Raw genomic sequence first — 21099 nt, 5'->3', positions numbered from 1 at the left:
CTCCACAGGCGCCGTTTTTATGATATACTGATATCGCATCACCCTTTACAAAGGAGGTCATTCCTATGGTCACACTGGCCCAGAGGATCGAGGCCCTCCGCACCGAGCGGAACCTGAGCCGCCCCGCCCTCTCCGCCGCCCTGGGTTTTTCCAAAAACGCGGTGGAAAAATTTGAAACCGGCCGCCAGACGCCCACAAAGGACCAGCAGGACAAGCTGGCGGAGTATTTCGGCGTGTCCCTGTTCTACCTCCGGGGGGAGAGCAGCGACCGCACCCGCATGGAAAGCTGGATGGACGCCGCTTATGCCGACGACGGACCGGGTCACGTTCCCGCTCCCGCCGCACCCCGGAAGTCCGTCCCGCCCACCGGACAGAGCGCCGGCACGGGACAGGGCACCCTGTTCGACTCCTTCCTCTCCAGCAAGCAGTTTCAGGAGCTGCTGCACGCCACGGTGCTGGACACCCTCCGCTCCCCCGAGGGGCAGGAGCTCATCGCCCGGGTGGTCCGCAAGGAGCTTCTCCGCCAACGGTAGCAAAACGCGCCGGCACTTTCGTGCCGGCGTGTTTTTGCGTTCTATTTGTGATAGAGCTTGTTGGTCTCGTAGGTGGGCTCGCAGGTCAGGCGCATCCCCAGCTTTTTATAGGTCACCGAGTCCGCCGGGGAGAGGATGACGGAGGAGTGGGCCTCGCAGGAGCGGAGCTGGTCCAGGTGGGCCAGGGCCTTGGCCGCCAGGGGGTTGGTGGTGGCGCTGATGGCCAGGGCGATGAGGGTCTCATCGGAGTGGAGCCGGGGGTTGCTGCTGCCCAGATGCCGCACCTTGACGGTCTGGATGGGCTCGATGGCCTCCCGGGAGATGAGGTGGTGCTCGTGCCCGATGCCCGCCAGCCGCTTGAGGGCGTTGAGCAGGGTGGCGGAGGAGGCCCCCATCAGGTCGGTGGTCTTGCCGGTCACCACCTCGCCGCCGGGCAGCTCAATGGCGGAGGCCGGGTTGCCCGTCTCCTCGGCCACCTTCAGGGCGGCGGCCACCACCGGCCGCAGCTCGGGACTCACCTTGGCCTGCTGCATCAGCAGCTCCAGCTTGTAGAGAATCTCGTCCCCCCCCGCGCCCTGGCGGCGGTCGCACAGGGCGTCGTAGTACCGCCGGATGATCTCCTGCCGGGCGGCGGCGCACACCGCTTCGTCGTCGGTGATGCAGTAGCCCGCCATGTTCACCCCCATGTCGGTGGGGGATTTGTAGGGGCTCTCCCCGGTAATCTTGTCCAGGATGGCGTTGAGCACCGGGAAGATCTCCACGTCCCGGTTGTAGTTCACCGTGGTCTCGCCGTAGGCCTGGAGGTGGAAGGGGTCGATCATGTTGACGTCGTTGAGGTCGGCGGTGGCCGCCTCATAGGCCAGGTTCACCGGGTGCTGGAGGGGCAGGTTCCAGATGGGGAAGGTCTCGAACTTGGCGTAGCCCGCCTTCACCCCCCGCTTATACTCGTGGTAGAGCTGGCTGAGGCACACCGCCATCTTGCCGCTGCCGGGGCCGGGGGCGGTGACCACCACCAGGGGGCGGGTAGTCTCCACGTACTCGTTCTTCCCGTAGCCCTCGTCGCTGACGATGAGAGGGATGTTTCGAGGATAGCCCGCAATGGGGTAGTGGAGGTAGACCCGGATGCCCAGCCCCTCCAGTCGGCGGCGGAAGGCGTCGGCGGCGGGCTGACGGTCGTACTGGGTGACCACCACGCCCCCCACGTACAGCCCCTGGGTCCGGAAGGCGTCGATCAGACGCAGCACATCCACGTCGTAGGTGATCCCCAGATCCCCCCGCACCTTGTTCTTCTCGATGTCGCTGGCGCAGATGGCGATGACGATCTCCGCCCGGTCCTTGAGCTGGGCCAGCATCCGGATCTTGCTGTCCGGTTCGAAGCCGGGCAGCACCCGGGAGGCGTGAAAGTCGTCGAACAGCTTGCCGCCGAACTCCAGGTACAGCTTGTTTCCGAACTGGGCGATCCGCTCCGCGATGCGGGCCGACTGCATCTCCAAATACCTGCCGTTGTCAAATCCGGGCCTGTCCATTCCTCGGCGGGCGCGCCCATCCTTGGACTGCGCCCCTCCCATCCTCTCTGTTTCTGTTATAGATATATGCAAAACTGGTTCTTGGCAATCCAACTGAAATAGTTTATCATAATTCTGCCCGCCATACAACGGTCAAGTCGTCCGGCGGGCAATAAAATGTCTGCCCACTGTGAGGTCATAGTATGGAAGTCACCTGGACCACTCTGCTAATCGTCTGCCCGCTGGTCTTTTTGTCCGGACTGGTGGACGCAGTGGCCGGCGGCGGCGGGCTCATCTCCCTGCCCGCCTATCTGCTGGCCGGACTGCCGCCCCACGCCGCCACCGCTACCAACAAGTGCGGCTCCGTCTTCGGCACGGGGCTGTCCACCCTCCGGTTCCTGAAAAACGGACGGGTCCGCCTGGGCCCCGCCGCCGTCTCCGCCGCCACCGCCCTCCTGGGCTCGGTGCTGGGCGCCCGGCTGTGCCTGCTGGTTCCAGACACCTTCCTCCACTACTTTCTGGTGGCTGCCCTCCCTGTTCTGGCCGTCTTTCTCCTGTTCAAGCGGGACTTTGGGCTGGAAAACAAGGCCGACGCCCTGTCCGGCCCCCTATTGATGCTCCTGTCCGGGCTCATCGGCCTGGTACTGGGCCTGTACGACGGCTTCTTCGGTCCCGGCGCCGGAACCTTCGTCATCCTGGCCTTCACCGCCCTGTGCCGCTTCGACCTGGTCACCGCCTCCGGCAACGCCAAGGTGGTCAACTTCTGCTCCAATCTGGCCGCCTTCGTCACCTTTGCCCTGGCCGGTGAGATCGTCTGGGCCCTGGGCGTCCCCGCCGCCGTCTGCGGCCTTTTGGGCCACTATACAGGCTCCGGCCTGGCCCTGAAAAAGGGAGCCAAGGCCATCCGGCCCATGTTCTTCGTGGTGTTGGGCCTGCTGCTGTGCAAAACCGCCCTGGAACTCGCCGGTTGATTCCTCTTGACAGGCGCCTCCTACAGGTGTAGTATCACTAACGGATACTACACCTGTAGGAGGCGTTTTTATGCGGCTGTCGGACCGTGAATGGAAGGTGCTGGAGGTTCTGTGGCAGGGGGAGGGGCTGGCCCTGGGCCCGGTGGTGGAGGCCCTGCGGCCCGGCACCGGGTGGAGCCGGAACACCGTGTTCACCTACCTCACCCGGATGGAGGGTAAGGGCCTGGTGACCATCGACAAGCAGCGCGTTCCCCACCTCTACCGCCCAGCGGTGGCGCGCTCCGACTGCGCCGCCGCCGAGCGCCGGGGCCTGCTGAACCGGGTATACCGCGGCTCCGCCGGGCAGATGGTGGCCGCCTTTTTGAAGGAGGAGACCCTCACGGCCCAGGAGCGGGATGAGCTGCGCCGGCTGCTGGACGAGATGGAGGTGTAGGGCCGGGCGCCGTTTTCGCCGCAGGCGGAGACGACACTCAGCGGACTTTGTGACAACGAGGTGACGACATGACCGATTTCTGGTCCTTTTTGCTCCAGACCCTGACGGCCTCCGGCGCGGCGGCGGCCCTGCTGCTGATCAAGGCTCTGTTCCGCGACAAGCTCTCGCCCCGGTGGCAGTGCGGCGTCTGGGCTCTGCTGGGCCTGACCCTGCTTCTTCCCGCCGGGCGGGGCGGCCGGTATGTGCTGTTTAACTGGCCCCTGCTGGTGGAGACCGCCAAGACCGCCTTCACCGGGGACTATGACCTCATCCGGGTGACCGCCCCCATCCCCCTGCCCGGCAGGCTGGGCGGACCCCGGGGGGTGTTCGATGCGCTCTATCTTCTCTACATGGCGGGGGTAGTGGCGCTGCTGGCCTGGTACGCCCTCACCTACCTGCGGCTGCGGCTGGCCCTCCGCCGGGGGACCCCCGCCGATGACGCCCCGCTCCGCCGGGTGGCGGAGCGGTACGACCTGCCCGTCTGCCGGGCCGTCGAGGTGGAGGGGCTGTCCTCCGCCTTCGTCTGCGGGTTCTTCGCCCCGGTGCTGGCCCTGCCCGCCGGGCGGGAGACCGACGAAAAGGTGCTCCTCCACGAGCTGCTCCACCGGACCTATGGCGACGTGGGCTGGGGGCTGCTGGTGTGCCTGTTCCGGTGCGTTCACTGGTGCACCCCCCTGCTTTGGTATGCCTTCGACCAGGTGCAGAACGACCTGGAGGCCCTCTGCGATCAGCGGGTGCTGGAGCGGCTGGAGGGGGAGGACCGGCGGGACTACGGGCGCATCCTCCTGTCCATGGCCGACGAGAAATACGCCCGGGCGCCCGGCACCTCCTCCATGGCCAACGGCGGGCAGAACATCAAGCGCCGCATCGCCTCCATCGCCCGGTTCAAGCGGTATCCGGCGGGGATGGCCCTGACCTCGGTATGTGTGGCGGTGATTCTGGCCCTGCCTCTCGCCCTGGGGACCACCCAGACGCTGGCCAAGGCCGACGGCCTTGGCCACAGTGATCAGGAGGCCTTTCTCACCGCCATGGCCTCCGCCCGCCTCACCCGATGCACCACCCCCGCCGGGGCGCTGGACGCCTATGGCAAGGCGGTGCTGGACTACAACGGCATCTACCGGGCCCTGTGCGCCCCACTGGAGCAGCACCCCGCCCTGGCGGCGGAGATGGAGGCCGCGGCCAGCGGCCCGGACCACTGGGTGCACGAGCGCTGGGAGAGCGGCCTGCCGGGCTACCCCAACGTACAGGCGGGCTACTATATCTATAACCTGACCCCGGCTGGGAAGGGGGCCTATACCGCCCTGATGGTCTTTCCCCTCCAGCGTGTCTATGGCGTGGAGGACGCCTACAGCGAGGAGTCCAACTGGCTGTGGACGGCGGTCCAGACCGTCCGGGTCTGGGCGTCGGAGGCCGGCTGGGTGGTGGAGCCCGCGGAGGACTTCCGGCAGGTCAAATGCCAGAGCATTGGCCGGGGCCATGAGGACGGATTGACCTGGGGGGACGAGGCTCTCCCTCCGGCGGTGGTCTATACCGCCGAGACCGAACTCTACCGGCTGGAGCTGCGCTACCAGACCGTCCACATGGTGGACAACGCGACCAAGACCGAGGATAGCATGTCCTGGTTTTCCGGCCCCGCCTTCTTCTTCGACACCAAGCCCAAGCCCCGGGCCGTATTCAGCGAGGCCCGGCAGGGGGACTCCTTCACCGGAACCTTCCTGGGCTCTGAGGAGGAGCTCGGGAGCATCCACACGGTGCGGTGGTCCGCCGCCCCCATGGACGCCGCCGGCCATCACCCGGACCTGGGCTACGCAGCGCTGGGCAACAGCGGCGGCAGCAGCAGTAGCGGGGCCTTCTGGGGCTGTAAGCAGCCCGGCGGGCTGGAGGAGCCGTGGGACGGCAGCCTGTTCAGCGGGGGCGGCAGCGGCTTGGACGGCGACCCCAATGAGGCCCCGGTCTATCCTGCCGCCTATCGGCTGGAGCTCAGCGTCAACGGGGAGACGGAGACCCTCACCCTCACCCCCCGGGAAGGAGGCGCGGCATGAATCCGGAGCAAAACGTTCTCTACCGCGGGGTGTCCCGCATCGCCTGGTCCTATCTGTTCGCCTTTTTCAACCTCAACCTGGGGTCCCTGAACATCCTGCCCGACTGGATGGCCTTTGCACTGATTTATGGGGCCCTGGACCTGTTGGCGGAGGAGGAACGGGAGCTGCCTCTGCTCAAGCCCTTCTGCATCCTGCTGGGCCTGTGGGAGGGGGCCGGGTGGCTGGCCCAGCTCTTCGGGCTTACCCTCTCCCTCTACCCGCTGGACCTGCTCTTCGCGGCGCTCTCCCTCTATTTCTATTTTCAGCTCCTCACCAACCTGGCCCATCTGGCCGCCCGATACGGCGGGGAGGACCTGTCCCGCCGCCTTCTGCGGCTGCGTACCGCTCAGGCCCTGCTGAACACCTTTATGGCGGTCTACCTCTACCTGGCGGGCTACGGCTCCGGCGTGACCCTCCCCGGCAGTGCTCTGTCGGCCTCCCTGACGGCGCTGCTGATCGCCGGTGTGGTGCTGATGCTGACCGTCATGTCCGCCCTGTTCGCCCTGCGTCGGTTCTTCTTGCCCGCGGAAGAGCCGGACCCTCCCTCCCCCTGAACGCAGCAGCCGGCCCCGCGGCAATGTGCCGCGGGGCCGGCTGGTCTTTTACTTGCGCCGGTCGCAGAGGACCTTGTAGATCTGGATGGCCGCCGTGGGCAGGAAGGCCAGCAGCACGATCAGACCGTACTGGCCTGCCGTCATATGGGCCACCTGAAACAGGCCGCTGAGGCCGGGGAGAAAGAGGACGGCGGCCAGCAGCAGCACCCCCGCGCCGAAGGCCGCCAGGCTGGCCCTGTTGGTGGTCAGGCCCAGCCGGAACACCGACTCCCGTCCCCGGCAGTTGAAGCCGTGGAACAGGCGGGCCAGGGTCAGGGTGGCGAAGGCCATGGTGCTGGCCAGGGCGGCTCCTCCGGCGTTCAGTCCCACGAAGAAGGCGGTCATGGTGGCGGCGGCGATGACCGCGCCGAAGGCCAGGATGCGCAGCATCAGGCTCTTGTTGAGGATGGGCTCCTTGGGGTTGCGGGGCTTCTGGTCCAGCAGGCCCTTGCGGGCGGGCTCCACGCCCACGGCGATGGCGGGCAGGGAGTCGGTCAGCAGGTTGATGAACAGCAGATGGACCGGCGCGAAGGGCATGGGCAGACCCAGCACCGAGGCGAGGAACACGCACAGGATACCCGCCATATTGCCCGACAGCAGGAAGTTGATGGCGTTTTTGATGTTGGTGTAGACGCCCCGGCCGTTGACCACCGCCTTGACGATGGTGGCGAAGTTGTCGTCGGCCAGGATCATGGAGGCGGCGTCCTTACTGACCTCCGTGCCGGTGATGCCCATGGCCACGCCGATGTCGGCGGCCTTGAGGGCGGGGGCGTCGTTGACGCCGTCGCCGGTCATGGAGACGATCTTTCCCTTGCGCTGCCAGGCCTTGACGATGCGGATCTTGTGCTCCGGCGACACCCGGGCGTAAACCGAGATGTGCTCCAGCCGCTCGTCCAGGTCGTGGTCGCTCATGCCGTCCAGCTCCACGCCGGACACCGCCTCATCCCCCTCCCGGAAGATGCCGATCTGCCGTGCGATGGCCGAGGCGGTCACCTTGTGGTCGCCGGTGATCATGATGGTGCGCACCCCGCCCCGCTTGGCGTCGGCCACCGCCTGGACGGCCTCGGGCCGGGGCGGGTCGATCATGGACACCAGACCGATAAAGGTGAAGTCCCGCTCGTCGTCCAGCGTCAGGTCCCGGACCTCCGGCAGCTCCTTATAGGCCAGGGCCAGCACCCGCAGGCCCTCCAGGGAGAGCTCCATATTGGTGCGGGAGATGCGCTCCTTCCACTCGGGCGTCAGCGGCACCGCCCCCGCCCCGGTGAGAACGTGGGTAGAGCGGTCCAGCAGCACGTCGATGGCCCCCTTGGTGTACAGGGTGGGGACCCCTTCGATGACGTGGAGGGTGCTCATCAGCTTCCGGTCGGAGTCGAAGGCCAGCTCCCGCAGCCGGGGGTGCTGGCTCCGGTAGACCCCCTCATCCACGCCGATGCGGTCCCCCATCATCACCAGAGCCACCTCGGTGGGGTCCCCAATGGAGGTCCCCCTCTCCTCGTCGGTGGTGGCGTCGCTGGCCAGCAGAGCGGCCTTCAGCAGCAGCCGCTGCACGTCGTTGGCCAAGTTCAGCTCCGGCTCCGCCAGCAGGGCGCCGTCGGCGTAGATTTTCTGGGGGGTCATCTTGTTCTGGGTCAGGGTACCCGTCTTGTCCGAGCAGATCACCGACACGGCGCCCAGGCTCTCCACCGCCTTCAGATCCTTGATGATGGCGTTCTGCTTGGCCATCTTCTGGGTGCCCAGGGCCAGGACGATGGTGACGATGGAGCTGAGGGCCTCTGGGATGGCGGCCACCGCCAGGGCCACGGCGAACATCAGGGCGTCCAGCACCGGCATGGCCCGCCACAGGGACAGGGCGAACACCACCGCGCAGACGCACAGGATGACCGCCGCCAGCTTCTTGCTGAATTGGTCCAGGCTCTCCTGGAGAGGGGTCTTGCGCTGCTGGGTCTGGTTCATCAGGGCGGCCACCTTACCCAGCTCGGTGTGCATGCCGGTGCCCGTCACCGCCACTGTGGCCCGGCCATAGGTCACCAGGGACCCGGAGAACACCATGTTCTTCTGGTCGCCCAGGGCCACCTGGACCGCCTCGATCACGTCGGCGGTCTTTTCCACCCCCTCGCTCTCGCCGGTGAGGGAGCTCTCGTTCACCTTGAGGGAGAAGTTCTCCAAAATGCGGCCGTCGGCCACCACCATGTCGCCGGCCTCCAGCTCCACGATGTCGCCGGGGACCACCTGGGCCGAGGGGATCACCGTCCGGGCGCCGTCCCGCAGCACCTTGGCGCTGGGGGCGGACATGGCTTTCAGGCTTTCCAGGGACTTCTCCGCCTTGAAGTGCTGGACGGTGCCCAGCACGGCGTTGAGGAGCAGCACCGCGAAGATGACCACGGTACTCTCCCCCTCGCCGGAAACCAGGGAGACCAGGGCAGCCACCATCAGGATGACCACCAGCAGGTCCTTGAACTGTTCGAAGAATACCTGTACCCCGGTTTTTTTCTTCCCATCCGCCAGGGCGTTTTTGCCGTAGCGCTCCAGGCGCTGCGCGGCCTGGGCGTCCGAGAGGCCGCCTGGCCGGCTGTCCAGGTCCTCCAGCGTCTGATGGACCGTCTTGTCGAAATAGCTCTGTTCCACTCTGACACGCTCCCTTTTCCATTCTATCATGTCCAATCGGGCAATAAAAAAGACTTTTGAGTATGCGTTTCGCCCGTGCAAAGCGCATACTCAAAAGTCTTGTCACCGAGATCGGCGTCCTCCACAGGCCGGAGCCGTGATGTTGATGGAGGAACTTGCGACTACTCCCTCTTGGTGAGGGGAATTATACGCAAGGAAACCGGATTTGTCAAGAAGAATTTGGGCGGCGCCGGAGGCCTTTTCTTGCAAATGCCGCTTCGTTGGGGTAAAATACCTCTGACACGAAGGAGGTCGTCATCTATGCGCGATGGATTCGTCAAGGTCGCCGCCGGCACGCCCAAGATCCGGGTGGCCGACTGCCGCTATAACGCCGAGCAGATCTTTACCCTCATGCGGGAGGCCGCCGCCCAGGGGGTGCGGGTGCTGTGCCTGCCCGAGCTGTGCCTGACCGGCTATACCTGCGGGGACCTGTTTTTGCAGGACACCCTTTTGAGCGGCGCCGAGGAGGGGCTGTCCACCATTCTGGAGGCCACCAAAAATCTGGACATGGTCACGGCACTGGGGATGCCGGTGCGTTTTAACAACAAATTGTATAACTGTGCAGCCGTTATACACAAAGGAGAGGTACAGTGCCTCCTCCCCAAGACCCATTTGCCCAATTACGGGGAATTTTACGAGAAGCGGTGGTTCTCGGCCTGGGAGCCGGGCCGGTTCGCCGGTGTGCGGGTGGGGGAGGTCTACGTCCCCATCACCGACCGCCAAATCTTTGCATTTGACGGCATCCCCGACCTGGTCCTGGGCGTGGAGCTCTGCGAGGACCTGTGGGCCCCGGAGCCCCCCTCCGCCGCTCTGGCCCGTTCGGGCGCCACCCTCATTCTCAACCTGTCGGCCAGCGACGAGACCGTGGGCAAGGCGGGCTACCGCCGCAGCCTGGTGACCGGCCAGTCCGCCCGGCTGGTCTGCGGCTACGTCTATGCCGACGCCGGGGAGGGGGAGTCCACCACCGACCTGGTCTTCACCGGCCACAATCTCATTGCAGAAAATGGGACTCTCCTGGCCGAGCGGCGGTTTGCCACCGGGCTCACCATCTCAGAGATCGACGTGGCCAGACTGGCCTACGAGCGCCGCCGGATGACCACCTTCCAGCTCCCCGCCGAGCAGGAGCGCTGTCCTTCCATCTCCCTGGAGCTGGAGCCCTCCACCACCACCCTGACCCGCTACGTCTCCCCCACCCCCTTTGTCCCGGAGGATGCGGCGGGCCGGGCCGAGCGGTGCGACGAGATCCTCAAAATCGCCGCCTTGGGGCTGAAAAAGCGCATCGAGCACACCCGCGCCGCGGCGGTGGTGGTGGGGCTGTCCGGCGGGCTGGACTCCACTCTGGCGGTGCTCATCACCGCCGTGGCCATGCGGCTGCTGGACCGTCCGGCCAGCGATATCATCGCCGTGACCATGCCCTGCTTCGGCACCACCGACCGCACCCGGGACAACGCCGTGGAGCTGGCCGGGCGGCTGGGCGCCACGCTGAAGCGCATCGACATCAGCGAGGCGGTCAAGCGCCACTTCAAGGACATCGGCCAGTCCATGGAGGACCACGACGTGACCTTTGAAAACGGCCAGGCCCGGGAGCGGACCCAGGTGCTCATGGACATCGCCAACCAGGTGGGCGGCATGGTGGTGGGCACCGGCGACCTCAGCGAGCTGGCCCTGGGCTGGGCCACCTACAACGGGGACCACATGAGCATGTATGGGGTCAACGCCTCCATCCCCAAGACCCTGGTGCGCCACCTGGTCAGCTACGTCTGTGGAGACAAGGCCGAGAGCGAGCCCGAACTCTCCCACGTGCTGGCGGACATCCTGGACACCCCCGTCTCCCCCGAGCTGCTCCCCGCCGTCAACGGCCAGATTTCCCAGAAGACCGAGGACCTGGTGGGCCCCTACGAGCTGCATGACTTCTTCCTCTATTACGCCATCCGCTGGGGCTTCCCGCCCAAAAAAGTGCTGCGGCTGGCCGAGCACGCCTTTGGTCGGACCTATGACCGGGCCACCATCCTCCGGTGGGAGAAGACCTTCTACCGTCGCTTCTTCGCTCAGCAGTTCAAGCGCTCGTGTCTGCCGGACGGACCCAAGGTGGGCTCGGTCACGCTCTCCCCCCGGGGCGACTGGCGCATGCCGTCGGATGCGGTGGCCTCTTTGTGGCTGGACGAATTGGAAGGGCTGGCGTAAGATGAACCTCTATCTTGATCTGTTTCTCACCTTTGCCAAGGTCGGCGTGTGTACCTTCGGGGGAGGCTACGCCATGCTCCCCATTCTCCAGCGGGAGGTGGTGGACGGCAAGGGCTGGGCCACCGAGTCTGAGCTGGCCGACTACTACGCCGTGGGCCAGTGCACCCCCGGCATCATCGCCGTCAACACCGCCACCTTTGTGGGGGCAAAGGAGAAGGGCGTCCCCGGCGGCATCGCGGCCACCCTGGGTCTGATCTTCCCCTGCCTGGTCATCATCGGGGTCATCGCCGCCTTCCTCTCCCACGTGGCTGACAATCCCTGGGTGGGCCACGCCTTTGCCGGCGTGCGGGCCGCCGTCTGTGCGCTCATTCTCTCCAGCGTCCTCAAGCTGCGCAAGACCACCATCGTCGACCCAGCTACCGCCGTTCTTTTCGCCGTGGTCTTCCTTCTCTCCGCCGCATCGGTGTTTTTCACCTTCGAAAACCCCGTGGTCACCTTCTTCACCTCCCCGGTGGTGCTGGTGGTCCTGGCCGGGCTGACCGGGCTGGGCATCCGGGTGGCAAGGGGGTGGAGGAAGTGATTTTGCTGCGCCTGCATTTCGAGTTCTTCCGGGTGGGTCTGTTTTCCGTGGGCGGCGGCCTGGCCACCATCCCCTTTCTCACCGACCTGGGTACCCGTACCGGCTGGTTTACCCCGGCCGAACTGGCCAATATGGTGGCCGTGTCGGAGTCTACTCCCGGTCCCATGGGGGTAAACATGGCCACCTATGTGGGCTTTGAGACCAACGGGCCGATGGGCTGCGTTATCGCCACTCTGGGACTGATTACCCCCTCCATCATCATCATCCTGGTCATCGCCCGCTTTCTCCAGAAATTCCGCCAGAGCCGGACCGTGGACGCCGTCTTTTACGGCCTGCGCCCCGCCTCCACCGCCCTCATCGCCTCGGCGGGCTTTCTGTCGGTGGCCAAGGTGAGCCTGCTGTTCTGGCAGGAGCCCCTTCCCGAGCCGGGCGTTCTCTTCACCCATCTGTTCAACTGGAAGTCCATCGCACTGTTCGCCCTGGTCTTTCTCGGCCTCAATGTCCCCAGGCTGAAAAAGCTCCACCCCATATTATTCATCGCCTTTGGCGCGCTGGTGGGCATTTTATTCCGTTTTTAGTGGTTTTTCAGAAAAAAGTCCTTCGGGCCTTTTCGGCGCCGGAGGACTTTTTGCAAGGCAAAAGTTCTATTAATTCATAAAATGGTAACATTTGTGTGCTAGAGTAATTTTTGAGAAACATCCATCTGCAGCCGGGGGGCCTCCCTCCGGCTGCGCTGTATCAGAAAGGAGCGCGATCCCCATGGCCAGCACCCCCATCTACTCCTATTCCGACGTGACGCCTGCTATCGAGGCGCTGGCGGCAAGAAGCCTGCAAAACAGTTGTATCGACCCGGACGACTATGTGCGCTACGACGTCAAGCGCGGCCTGCGCGACCTGAACGGCAAGGGCGTGGTAGCCGGTCTGACCGAGGTCTCCGAGATCGTTTCAAACCAGGTGGTGGGCGGCAAAACGGTACCCTGCGAGGGTCAGCTTTTCTACCGCGGCTACAGCATTGAGGACCTGGTCCGCTGCTCCCTCCAGGAAAAACGGTTCGGCTTTGAGGAGGTGGCCTACCTGCTCATGTTCGGGCAGCTCCCCACCCGCCGGGAGCTCGACGACTTCATGGACCAGTTGGCCTCCTACCGCACCCTGCCCAAAAACTTTGTCCGGGACGTGATCCTCAAGGCGCCCAGCGCCGATATGATGAACTCCCTGGCCAAATGCGTCCTCTCCATCGCCTCTTATGACGACAAGACCGACGACATCTCCCTGCCCAATGTGGTGCGACAGTGTATGCAGCTCATCGCCACCTTCCCCCTCTACTCGGTGTACAGCTACCAGGCATACAACTACAAAGAGGGCAATTCTCTCTATATCCACGCACCCAGCCCCGAGTTGTCCACTGCCGAGAACATTCTCTCCCTGCTGCGCGCCGATTCCTCCTACTCCTTCTGGGAGGCCCACATTCTGGACATCTGCCTGATGCTCCACGCCGAGCACGGCGGCGGCAATAACTCCACTTTCACCACCCACGTGGTCACCTCCTCGGGCACCGACACCTACTCCTGCATGGCTGCCGCCCTGGCCTCTCTCAAGGGCCCCAAGCACGGCGGCGCCAACATCAAGGTCATCCGCATGTTCGAGGATATGAAGCAGCAGGTGAAGGACTGGAACGACGAGGACGAAATCAAGCGCTACCTGAAAGCCCTCCTCCATGGAGAGGCCTTTGACCGGGCCGGGCTGATCTACGGCATGGGCCACGCGGTCTACTCCCTGTCCGACCCTCGGGCCAACATCCTGCGCTCCTTTGTGGAGACCCTGTCCCGGGAGAAGGGCCGTACTGAGGAGTACGGGCTCTATTCCCGGGTGGAGCGTCTGGCCCCTCAGGTCATCGGGGACGAGCGCAGGATCTATAAGGGCGTGGCCGCCAATGTGGACTTCTATTCCGGCTTTGTCTACCACATGCTGGACCTGCCCCTGGAGCTCTACACCCCCATCTTTGCCGTGGCCCGCATCGCAGGCTGGAGCGCCCACCGCATCGAGGAGCTCATCAACATGGGCAAGATCATCCGGCCCGCCTACTGCTACGTGGGGCAGCGGCAGGCGTATGTGCCCATCGACCAGCGCTGAACCGCCGCATCGGATACGGGAAAGGAGGGCGTCCGCCCTCCTTTTTTCTGCCCAAGTTGACACGGGACGGCTGTGCTGATAAAGTATAGGGCAACCAGAAGAAAAGCGAGGAATACCACCATGGCGCAAGACATCCAACCGACCAGCGAAGCCTACCATCCGCAGGATGTGGTCTTTATCAATACCCACCTGATCCAGCGGGCGATGGAGGGCCTGCAAAAGTCCAGGGAGAAATTTCAGGCCCTGCTGGAGCAGGCCGAGCTGGGGGAGCTCTCCGTCCAGTACGACCTGGCCCTCCGGTATCTGGAGGGCGACGGCGTGGAAGCCGACCCCGTCCAGGCCGTCCACTGGCTCTCTCAGGCAGCCGAGCTGGGAGACCTGCGAGCCATGGAGACCCTGGCCCGCTGCTACCAGTTCGGCACAGGGGTGGAGATGGACGAGGTCCGGGCGGCGGAGCTCTACCGGCAGTGCGCCGAGCAGGATTACGTCTCCGCGGTGTGCGACCTGGGGCTGTGCTATGAAAATGGTACCGGCGTGGACCCTGACCCCGCCCGGGCCGCCGGGCTCTATCTCCAGGCAGCCGAGCAGGACTATGCCCCCGCCATGTGCAACCTGGCCGTGTGCTATCTCAACGGCATCGGCGTGGAAGCCGACCCCGTCCAGGCCGCGGCCTGGCTGGAGAGGGCCGCCGCCCAGGACTTTCCCCGGGCCGTCAGCATTTTGGGCAACTGCTATGAGGGCGGCACCGGCGTGGAACGCGATCCGGAGCGGGCCGTCCAGCTCTACCGCCGGGCCGCCCAGCAGGACTACGCCCCCGCCATGTGCAATCTGGCCGTGTGCTACCTCAACGGCATCGGGGTGGCGCCCGATCCGGCGCAGGGGGTGGAGTGGCTCCAGCGCTCCGCTGCCCAGGACTTTCCCCGGGCCGTCAGCATTTTGGGCTGCTGCTACCGGGACGGGGACGGGGTGGAACCGGATGTGGTCAAGGCCGTGGACCTCTTCCGCCAGGCCGTCGAGGCCGGCTATCTTCCCGCTCTGTGCGATTTGGGCCTGTGTTATGAAATGGGTACGGGCGTGGAGCCCGATCCAGCCCAGGCCGTGGCGCTCTACGCCCAGGCCGCCGAGCAGGACTACGTCCCCGCCATGTGCAATCTGGGCTACTGTTACCTCACGGGCATCGGAACGGAGCCGTCCCCGGAGCAGGCTGTGCATTGGCTGCGGCGGGCAGCGGAGCAGGACTTTCCCCGGGCCCAGCTCCTGCTGGGCCGCTGCTGCCAGAACGGCAACGGTCTGCCCCGGGATGACGAAGCGGGCGCCCGGTGGTTCCAGGCGGCCGCCGGGCTGGGCTATCCGCCCGCCATGTGTGATCTGGGCCTGTGCTATGAAACCGGCGCGGGGATGCCCCAGGACCCGGCCCTAGCCGCAGAGTGGTACACCCGGGCCGCCCGGCAGGGCTACGCCCCCGCCCAGTGCAACCTAGCCGTGTGCTACCTCAACGGCATCGGCGTGGAGACCGACCCAGGCCAGGCGGTGGAATGGCTGGAAAAAGCCGCCGGGCAGGACTTTCCCCGGGCCCTGGACATTCTGGGCGACCGCTGCAAGTACGGCGACGGCACAGCGCGGGACGAGGCCCGGGCGGTGGAACTCTATCGCCGGGCCGCTGAGCAGGGCTACCCCGTGGCTATGTGCGATCTGGGGTTGTGCTACGAGCTGGGCGCCGGCGTGGACATGGACAAAGCCGAGGCCGTCCACTGGTACGCCCAGGGAGCCCTGGCGGGCCACGCCCCCTCCCAATGCAACCTGGGCTACTGCTATCTCACCGGCATCGGCGTGGAGCCCGACCCGGAGACGGCGGTGGAATGGCTGGAAAAAGCCGCCGGGCAGGGCCTTCCCCGGGCTATGGGCCTTCTGAGCCGCTGTCTCCGGGCGGGAATCGGGGTGCAGCGGGACGAACGGGAGGCCCTGACCTGGCTGCAAAAGGCCGCCGGACTGGGGGACGGGGACGCCATGCATGTGCTGGGCCAGTGGTACCGGGACGGCGCCGGCGCTCTGCCCAAGGACCGGGAGAAGGCCCTAGACTGGCTCCGCCGGGCGGCGGAGGCGGGCTGCACCGGCGCCGCGGAGGACCTGCGGGCGCTGGAGGCCGACGCGGACGCGCCCCAAGCCAGGAAAAAGGGCCTGCTCGGCAGGCTCTTTGGATCATAAATCAATTGGGCCCGCCTCTTGTAGAGGCGGGCCCGTTCTTTTATTCCCGCACCTGTCCGGTGCCGTAGACGATGTACTTGCTGGAGGTCAGCTCCTCCAGACCCATGGGGCCCCTGGCGTGCATCTTCTGGGTGGAGATGCCGATTTCGGCCCCCAGACCGAATTCAAAGCCGTCGGTGAATCGGGTGGAGGCGTTGACATAGACCGCCGCTGCGTCCACCTGGTCTAAAAACCGCTGGGCCGTGAAATAATTGTTTGTGACGATGGCCTCCGAGTGGCCGGAACCGTGGGCGTTGATGAAGTCGATGGCCTCTCCGGCGTCCTCCACCACCTTCACGGCCAGGATGTAGTCGCCAAACTCGGTGTCCCAGTCCGCCTCACAGGCGGGCTGGACGCCCTCCCCCAGAATGGCGCAGGTCCTGGGGCAGCCCCGCAGCTCCACATTTTTCTGATCCAGCAGGGCCTTGGCCTTAGGCAGGAAGGCCTCCGCCGCCTGCGCGTGGACCAGCAGGCATTCGGCCGCGTTGCACACCGAGGGGCGGGAGGTCTTGGCGTTGTAAATGATCCGGGCCCCCATATCCAGGTCGGCCTCCTCGTCCACATAGACGTGGCACACCCCCACGCCGGTCTCGATGACCGGCACCCTGGCGTTTTCCACCACCGTCCGTATGAGGCCCGCGCCCCCCCGGGGGATGAGCACGTCCAGATAGCCGGTGAGCCCCATGAGCTCCTGGGCGCTGGCCCGGCTGGTGTCCTCCACCAGGGCCACGCAGTCCCGGGGCAGGCCCGCCGCCTCCAGAGCGTCCCGCATGACCGCCACAAAGGCCCTGTTGGAGCGGAAGGCCTCCTTGCCCCCCCGGAGGATGACGGCGTTGCCCGACTTGAGGCAGAGGGCGGCGGCGTCCACAGTGACGTTGGGCCGGGCCTCGTAGATGATGCCGATGACGCCCAGGGGCACCCGGCGCTTGCCGATCACCAGGCCGTTGGGCCGTTTCTCCATCCGGGTGACGCAGCCGATGGGGTCGGGCAGCGCGGCCACCTGCCGCACCCCCTCCACAATACCGTCGATGCGCTGGGGGCTGAGGGCCAGCCGATCCAGCAGCGACGCCTTCATGCCGCTCTCCCGGGCGGCGGCCAGGTCCTTCTGGTTCTCGGCCAGGATAGCGCTCTCCCGCTCTTTCAGCGCCCGGGCCATGGCTTCCAGCGCCCGGTTCTTTTGGGCGGCGCCCGCTACGGCCAGCACCCGCTCGGCGTGCCGGGCCGCCAGGCCCTGGGTCTCCAGAATGGTCATGGACATTCCCTCCTTTTTTCCGCTCTGCGTTACAGCTTCAGGATCTCCGGCTGAGCCACGAACCGGGTCCCGATGTCCTCCCCCGCCACGATGCCGTACAGGTCCTCCGGCCGGGCGCCGTTGGTGATGACCATGTCTACGCCGGCCTTCATGGCCAGCTCCGCGGCGTTGAGCTTGGTGGTCATGCCGCCGGTGCCGCGCCAAGTCCCCGCGCCCCCGGCCACGGCCCGCAGCTCGGGCGTCACCCGGTCCACCCGGTGGATGAGCCGGGCGCCGGGGTTTTGGTGGGGGTCATCGTCGTAAAGGCCGTCGATGTCGCTGAGTAGGACCAGCAGGTCCGCCCGGCACAGCCGGGCCACCATGGCCGACAGGGTGTCATTGTCGCCCAGCACCTTGCACTTCCCTGTCTCGATCTCCGCCGAGGACACCGAATCGTTCTCGTTCACCACCGGGATGACCCCCAGCTCCAGCAGGGATTCAAAGGTGTTGTGCAGATGCTCGGCCCGCACCGGGGCGTCCACGTCCTCGCCGGTGAGCAGGATCTGGGCTACCACCCGGTTATACTCTCCGAACAGCTTGTCGTAGACGTGCATCATGGTGCACTGGCCCACGGCGGCTGCGGCCTGCTTCATCCGCAGCTCGGTGGGCCGCTCCCGCTGGCCCAGCTTGGTGCTGCCGATGGCGATGGCGCCGGAGGACACCAGGATCATCTCATGCCCCATGCCCTCCAGGTCGGCCAGGGTGCGGGCCAGATGCTCCATGTTCTTCAAATTCAGCTTGCCGGTGTCGTGGGTCAGGGTGGAGGTGCCCACCTTCACCACCACCCGCAGGCAGGATTGGCTCTCTTCCAAGGCTCTCACGCTCCTTATAAGTGGTCTCATCATACCACATCGGGCCCCATTCGAAAAGAGCCATTTCCTAAAATCCACCGTTTCTGCTCAACTGTGTGGAAAACAAAGAAATTTCATACAGAATTTATGCTTTTTAGTGTTGTAATTCTGCCACCTTTGCGTTACAATGGGGTCTGCTGAAAGGGGCTTCGACCTACGCACGAAAGTCCGGGAGGTTTCGTAAGATGCTGAACATCGTTTTGGTGGAACCGGAGATTCCCATGAACACCGGCAACATCGCCCGCACCTGCGCCGCCACCGGCAGCGCCCTCCACCTGGTCCGGCCCCTGGGCTTCGATATCTCGGATAAGGCCGTGAAACGGGCCGGACTGGACTACTGGTCCCTGGTGGATCTGCACGTCTACGAGAGTCTGGACGACTTCTTCGCCCGGCACCCCGACCCCGACCTGTGGCTCACCACCACCCGGGCCCGGCTGCGCTACTGCGACGCCCCGTACCGGGACGGCTGCTGGCTGTTTTTCGGCAAGGAGACCGCCGGACTGCCTCAGTGGCTGCGGGAGCGGTACCCGGAGCGCTGTGTTCGGCTGCCCATGATCTCGGAGGCCCGCAGCCTCAATCTGGCCAACACCGTGGCCGCCGTGACCTACGAGGCCCTGCGCCAGCAGGACTTTCCCGGCCTGGCCGCTGACGGCCCCGCCGCCTGGGCCCGGCAGAAGTCCGGCCAGATCCGGCGCTGAAGCCCCCCTGCTCCCCCATTGCGTTCACCATCCATTGCTCTCCTCCATACCATCCATCCTTGAAAGGAGCTTCGCCATGAATTACAACAAGAAAACGGTAAAAGACATCGATGTCGCGGGAAAAAAGGTCCTGCTCCGCTGCGATTTCAACGTGCCCCAGGACAAGGCCACCGGCGCCATCACCGACGATAAGCGCATCGTGGCCGCCCTGCCCACCATCCGCTACCTGCTGGAGCAGAACGCGGCCGTCATCGCCTGCTCCCACCTGGGCAAGCCCAAGGGGGAGTGGAAGGAATCTTTGTCCCTGGCCCCGGTCGCCCAGCATCTCAGCCAGCTGCTGGGCAGAGAGGTCCTCTTCGCCAAGGACATCATCGGCCCGGACGCCCAGGCCAAGGCCGCAGCCCTTCAGCCCGGCCAGATCATGCTGCTGGAAAACCTGCGCTTTGACAAGGGCGAGGAGAAAAACGACCCCGCCTTTGCCAAGGCCCTGGCCGACCTGGCCCAGGTCTATGTCTCCGACGCCTTCGGCACGGTCCATCGCGCCCACGCCTCCACCGCCGGCGTGGCCGCCTATCTGCCCGCCGTCTCCGGCTTCCTCATTGGTAAGGAGCTGGACATCATGGGCAAGGCCCTGGAAAACCCCCAGCGCCCCTTCGTGGCCGTGCTGGGCGGGGCCAAGGTCTCCGACAAGATCAACGTCATCAACAACCTGCTGGAAAAGGCCGACGCCATCATCATCGGCGGCGGCATGTCCTACACCTTCGCCAAGGCCCAGGGGCACACCATCGGCAAGTCCCTGCTGGAGGAGGATAAGCTGGACTATGCCCGGGAGATGATCGCCAAGGCCCAGGCCAAGGGCGTAAAGTTCCTGCTGCCCACCGACAACCTGTGCGCCGCCGAGTTTTCCAAGGATGCCCAACCCATGCTGGAGGGGGCCGACATCCCCGACGCGCTGATGGGCATGGACATCGGCCCCAAAACCATCGAGGCCTTCTCCGCCGCCGTGAAGGGCGCGGGCACCGTGGTGTGGAACGGCCCCATGGGCGTGTTTGAGTTCCCCGCCTTTGCCGAGGGCACCAAGGCCATGGCCAAGGCCCTGGCCGAGTCCGGCGCCATTACCATCGTGGGCGGCGGCGACTCTGCCGCGGCGGTGGAGCAGTTGGGCTTTGCCGACCGGATGACCCACATCTCCACTGGCGGCGGCGCCTCCCTGGAATTCCTGGAGGGCAAGGAGCTGCCCGGCGTGGCCTGCCTGCTGGACCGATAATCGCCAGAGAAAGAGGAGACTGATACCGATGAATAGAAGATATCGCAAAACCATCATCGCCGGAAACTGGAAGATGAACAAGACCCTCTCCGAGACCCGCGCCTTTGCCGAGGAGCTCAAGCCCATCCTGCCCCGGGGCAAGTGGTGCGACGTGGTCCTCTGCGTCCCCTACGTGAACATTCCCGCCGCAGTCCGGCTGTTCAAGGACTGCCGGGTGGCCATCGGCGCGGAGAACTGCCACTATGAGGCCAACGGCGCCTATACCGGCGAGGTCTCCGCTGAGATGCTCAAGGAGCTGGGCGTCAAGTATGTGGTCATCGGCCACTCGGAGCGCCGCCAGTACTACAACGAGACCGACGCCACCGTCAACAAGAAGGTTCACGCCGCCCTGGAGGTGGGCCTGCGGCCCATCGTCTGCGTGGGCGAGAGCCTGGAGCAGCGGGAGCTGGGCGTGACCATGGAGCTTATCTCCTACCAGGTCAAGTGCGCCCTGTCCGGCGTGACCGCCGACAAGCTGCGCCACGTGGTCATCGCCTACGAGCCCCTGTGGGCCATCGGCACCGGCAAAACCGCCACCGCCGAGCAGGCCGGCGAGGTCTGCCAGGCCATCCGCGCCATCATCCGCAAGCTCTACGGCGCCCGGGTGGCCCGGTCCGTCACCATCCAGTACGGCGGCTCCATGAACGCCAAGAACGCCCGGGAGCTGCTGGCCCAGCCTGATGTGGACGGCGGTCTCATCGGCGGCGCCTCTCTGAAGGCCCCCGACTTCGTGGAGATCATCAACGCCGCCAATCAGGGTGAATAAAGCGTCTTTCAGACACTAGATTTGAGGTTTCTATGAAAAAAACACCGACGACTCTGATCATCATGGACGGCTTCGGCCTCCGGGCCGAGACCGCCGGCAACGCCATCGCCAACGCCAAAAAGCCCCACCTGGACCGGCTCTTTGCGGAAAATCCCGGCTGTAAGCTGTCCGCCTCCGGCCTGGACGTGGGCCTGCCCGAGGGACAGATGGGCAACAGCGAGGTGGGCCAC

The 21099-nt window shown here is 65.4% G+C and carries 17 protein-coding genes and 1 pseudogene; 14 read left to right on the top strand and 4 right to left on the bottom strand.

All coding sequences use genetic code 11. The features are described 5' to 3' along the window. Window positions 1–65 precede the first annotated feature (65 nt). A complete protein-coding gene (locus tag B3H64_RS05540) occupies window positions 66–533 on the top strand; it encodes a helix-turn-helix domain-containing protein (protein WP_278894490.1) in 468 nt (155 codons plus the stop codon). Between the two features lie 41 nt (window positions 534–574). On the opposite strand, the gene B3H64_RS05535 is transcribed toward B3H64_RS05540, so the two are convergent. Beyond that, the gene (locus B3H64_RS05535) at window positions 575–2059 is read right to left on the bottom strand and encodes a DUF1846 domain-containing protein (RefSeq protein ID WP_238072789.1); all 1485 of its coding nucleotides are present in this window, start codon (window positions 2057–2059) and stop codon (window positions 575–577) included. 182 nt (window positions 2060–2241) lie between these two features. On the opposite strand from B3H64_RS05535, the gene B3H64_RS05530 reads away from it, so the two are divergent. From B3H64_RS05530 to B3H64_RS05515, 4 genes are all read left to right on the top strand, one after another. Continuing rightward, window positions 2242–3009 (top strand): TSUP family transporter, encoded by a 768-nt coding sequence (locus B3H64_RS05530; protein ID WP_286733621.1) that lies wholly within the window; start codon window positions 2242–2244, stop codon window positions 3007–3009. A 70-nt stretch (window positions 3010–3079) separates the two neighbouring features. Then, window positions 3080–3442, top strand: coding sequence for a BlaI/MecI/CopY family transcriptional regulator (locus B3H64_RS05525; RefSeq protein ID WP_278894485.1), 363 nt, complete (start codon window positions 3080–3082; stop codon window positions 3440–3442). 68 nt (window positions 3443–3510) lie between these two features. Then, window positions 3511–5523, top strand: a complete 2013-nt coding sequence (locus B3H64_RS05520; RefSeq protein ID WP_286733617.1) for a M56 family metallopeptidase — start codon at window positions 3511–3513, stop codon at window positions 5521–5523. Then, the gene (locus tag B3H64_RS05515; RefSeq protein ID WP_050617075.1) at window positions 5520–6116 is read left to right on the top strand and encodes a hypothetical protein; all 597 of its coding nucleotides are present in this window, start codon (window positions 5520–5522) and stop codon (window positions 6114–6116) included. The genes B3H64_RS05520 and B3H64_RS05515 overlap by 4 nt, the downstream gene beginning before the upstream one ends. Before the next feature lie 48 nt (window positions 6117–6164). Here B3H64_RS05515 and B3H64_RS05510 read toward each other — a convergent pair whose 3' ends face one another. Continuing rightward, window positions 6165–8780, bottom strand: a complete 2616-nt coding sequence (locus B3H64_RS05510) for a cation-translocating P-type ATPase (RefSeq protein WP_286733616.1) — start codon at window positions 8778–8780, stop codon at window positions 6165–6167. 300 nt (window positions 8781–9080) lie between these two features. Between B3H64_RS05510 and B3H64_RS05505 the strand changes: the two genes are divergently transcribed. The 5 genes from B3H64_RS05505 (at window position 9081) to B3H64_RS05485 (ending at window position 15918) form a co-directional block, all read left to right on the top strand. Next, window positions 9081–11003: an NAD(+) synthase gene (locus B3H64_RS05505; protein ID WP_238072783.1), complete on the top strand. Its 1923-nt coding sequence runs from the start codon at window positions 9081–9083 to the stop codon at window positions 11001–11003. Window position 11004: 1 nt separating this feature from the next. Then, on the top strand, window positions 11005–11583 hold the full coding sequence (locus B3H64_RS05500; RefSeq protein WP_286733612.1) for a chromate transporter: 579 nt from the start codon (window positions 11005–11007) through the stop codon (window positions 11581–11583). Continuing rightward, on the top strand, window positions 11580–12161 hold the full coding sequence (locus tag B3H64_RS05495; RefSeq protein WP_286733664.1) for a chromate transporter: 582 nt from the start codon (window positions 11580–11582) through the stop codon (window positions 12159–12161). Before B3H64_RS05500 ends, B3H64_RS05495 begins: the two co-directional genes overlap by 4 nt. Window positions 12162–12342: 181 nt before the next feature. Further along, the gene (locus B3H64_RS05490; RefSeq protein WP_256302968.1) at window positions 12343–13713 is read left to right on the top strand and encodes a citrate/2-methylcitrate synthase; all 1371 of its coding nucleotides are present in this window, start codon (window positions 12343–12345) and stop codon (window positions 13711–13713) included. Window positions 13714–13833: 120 nt separating this feature from the next. After that, a complete protein-coding gene (locus B3H64_RS05485) occupies window positions 13834–15918 on the top strand; it encodes an SEL1-like repeat protein (RefSeq protein ID WP_286733609.1) in 2085 nt (694 codons plus the stop codon). Window positions 15919–15958: 40 nt separating this feature from the next. Here B3H64_RS05485 and B3H64_RS05480 read toward each other — a convergent pair whose 3' ends face one another. Both B3H64_RS05480 and proB read right to left on the bottom strand, forming a co-directional pair. Next, window positions 15959–17209: a glutamate-5-semialdehyde dehydrogenase gene (locus B3H64_RS05480; RefSeq protein ID WP_286733606.1), complete on the bottom strand. Its 1251-nt coding sequence runs from the start codon at window positions 17207–17209 to the stop codon at window positions 15959–15961. Window positions 17210–17238: 29 nt separating this feature from the next. Beyond that, window positions 17239–18060, bottom strand: a complete 822-nt coding sequence (proB, locus tag B3H64_RS05475; protein ID WP_414600961.1) for a glutamate 5-kinase — start codon at window positions 18058–18060, stop codon at window positions 17239–17241. Window positions 18061–18284: 224 nt separating this feature from the next. On the opposite strand from proB, the gene B3H64_RS05470 reads away from it, so the two are divergent. From B3H64_RS05470 to B3H64_RS05455, 4 genes and pseudogenes are all read left to right on the top strand, one after another. Further along, window positions 18285–18797: a tRNA (cytidine(34)-2'-O)-methyltransferase gene (locus B3H64_RS05470; RefSeq protein WP_050617083.1), complete on the top strand. Its 513-nt coding sequence runs from the start codon at window positions 18285–18287 to the stop codon at window positions 18795–18797. Between the two features lie 76 nt (window positions 18798–18873). Further along, the gene (locus tag B3H64_RS05465) at window positions 18874–20064 is read left to right on the top strand and encodes a phosphoglycerate kinase (protein ID WP_238072777.1); all 1191 of its coding nucleotides are present in this window, start codon (window positions 18874–18876) and stop codon (window positions 20062–20064) included. 28 nt (window positions 20065–20092) lie between these two features. Then, entirely contained in the window at window positions 20093–20869 is a 777-nt protein-coding gene (gene tpiA / locus B3H64_RS05460; RefSeq protein ID WP_050617085.1) for a triose-phosphate isomerase, read from the top strand. A 32-nt stretch (window positions 20870–20901) separates the two neighbouring features. Next, window positions 20902–21099: pseudogene (locus B3H64_RS05455) on the top strand (2,3-bisphosphoglycerate-independent phosphoglycerate mutase); the annotation flags it as partial.

The organism is Intestinimonas sp. UBA1698 (assembly GCF_002320075.1).
GTDB lineage: Bacteria > Bacillota > Clostridia > Oscillospirales > Oscillospiraceae > Intestinimonas > Intestinimonas massiliensis.
Note: the sequence above shows the minus strand (reverse complement) of the source record. Positions and strands in the feature narration are given on the sequence as shown.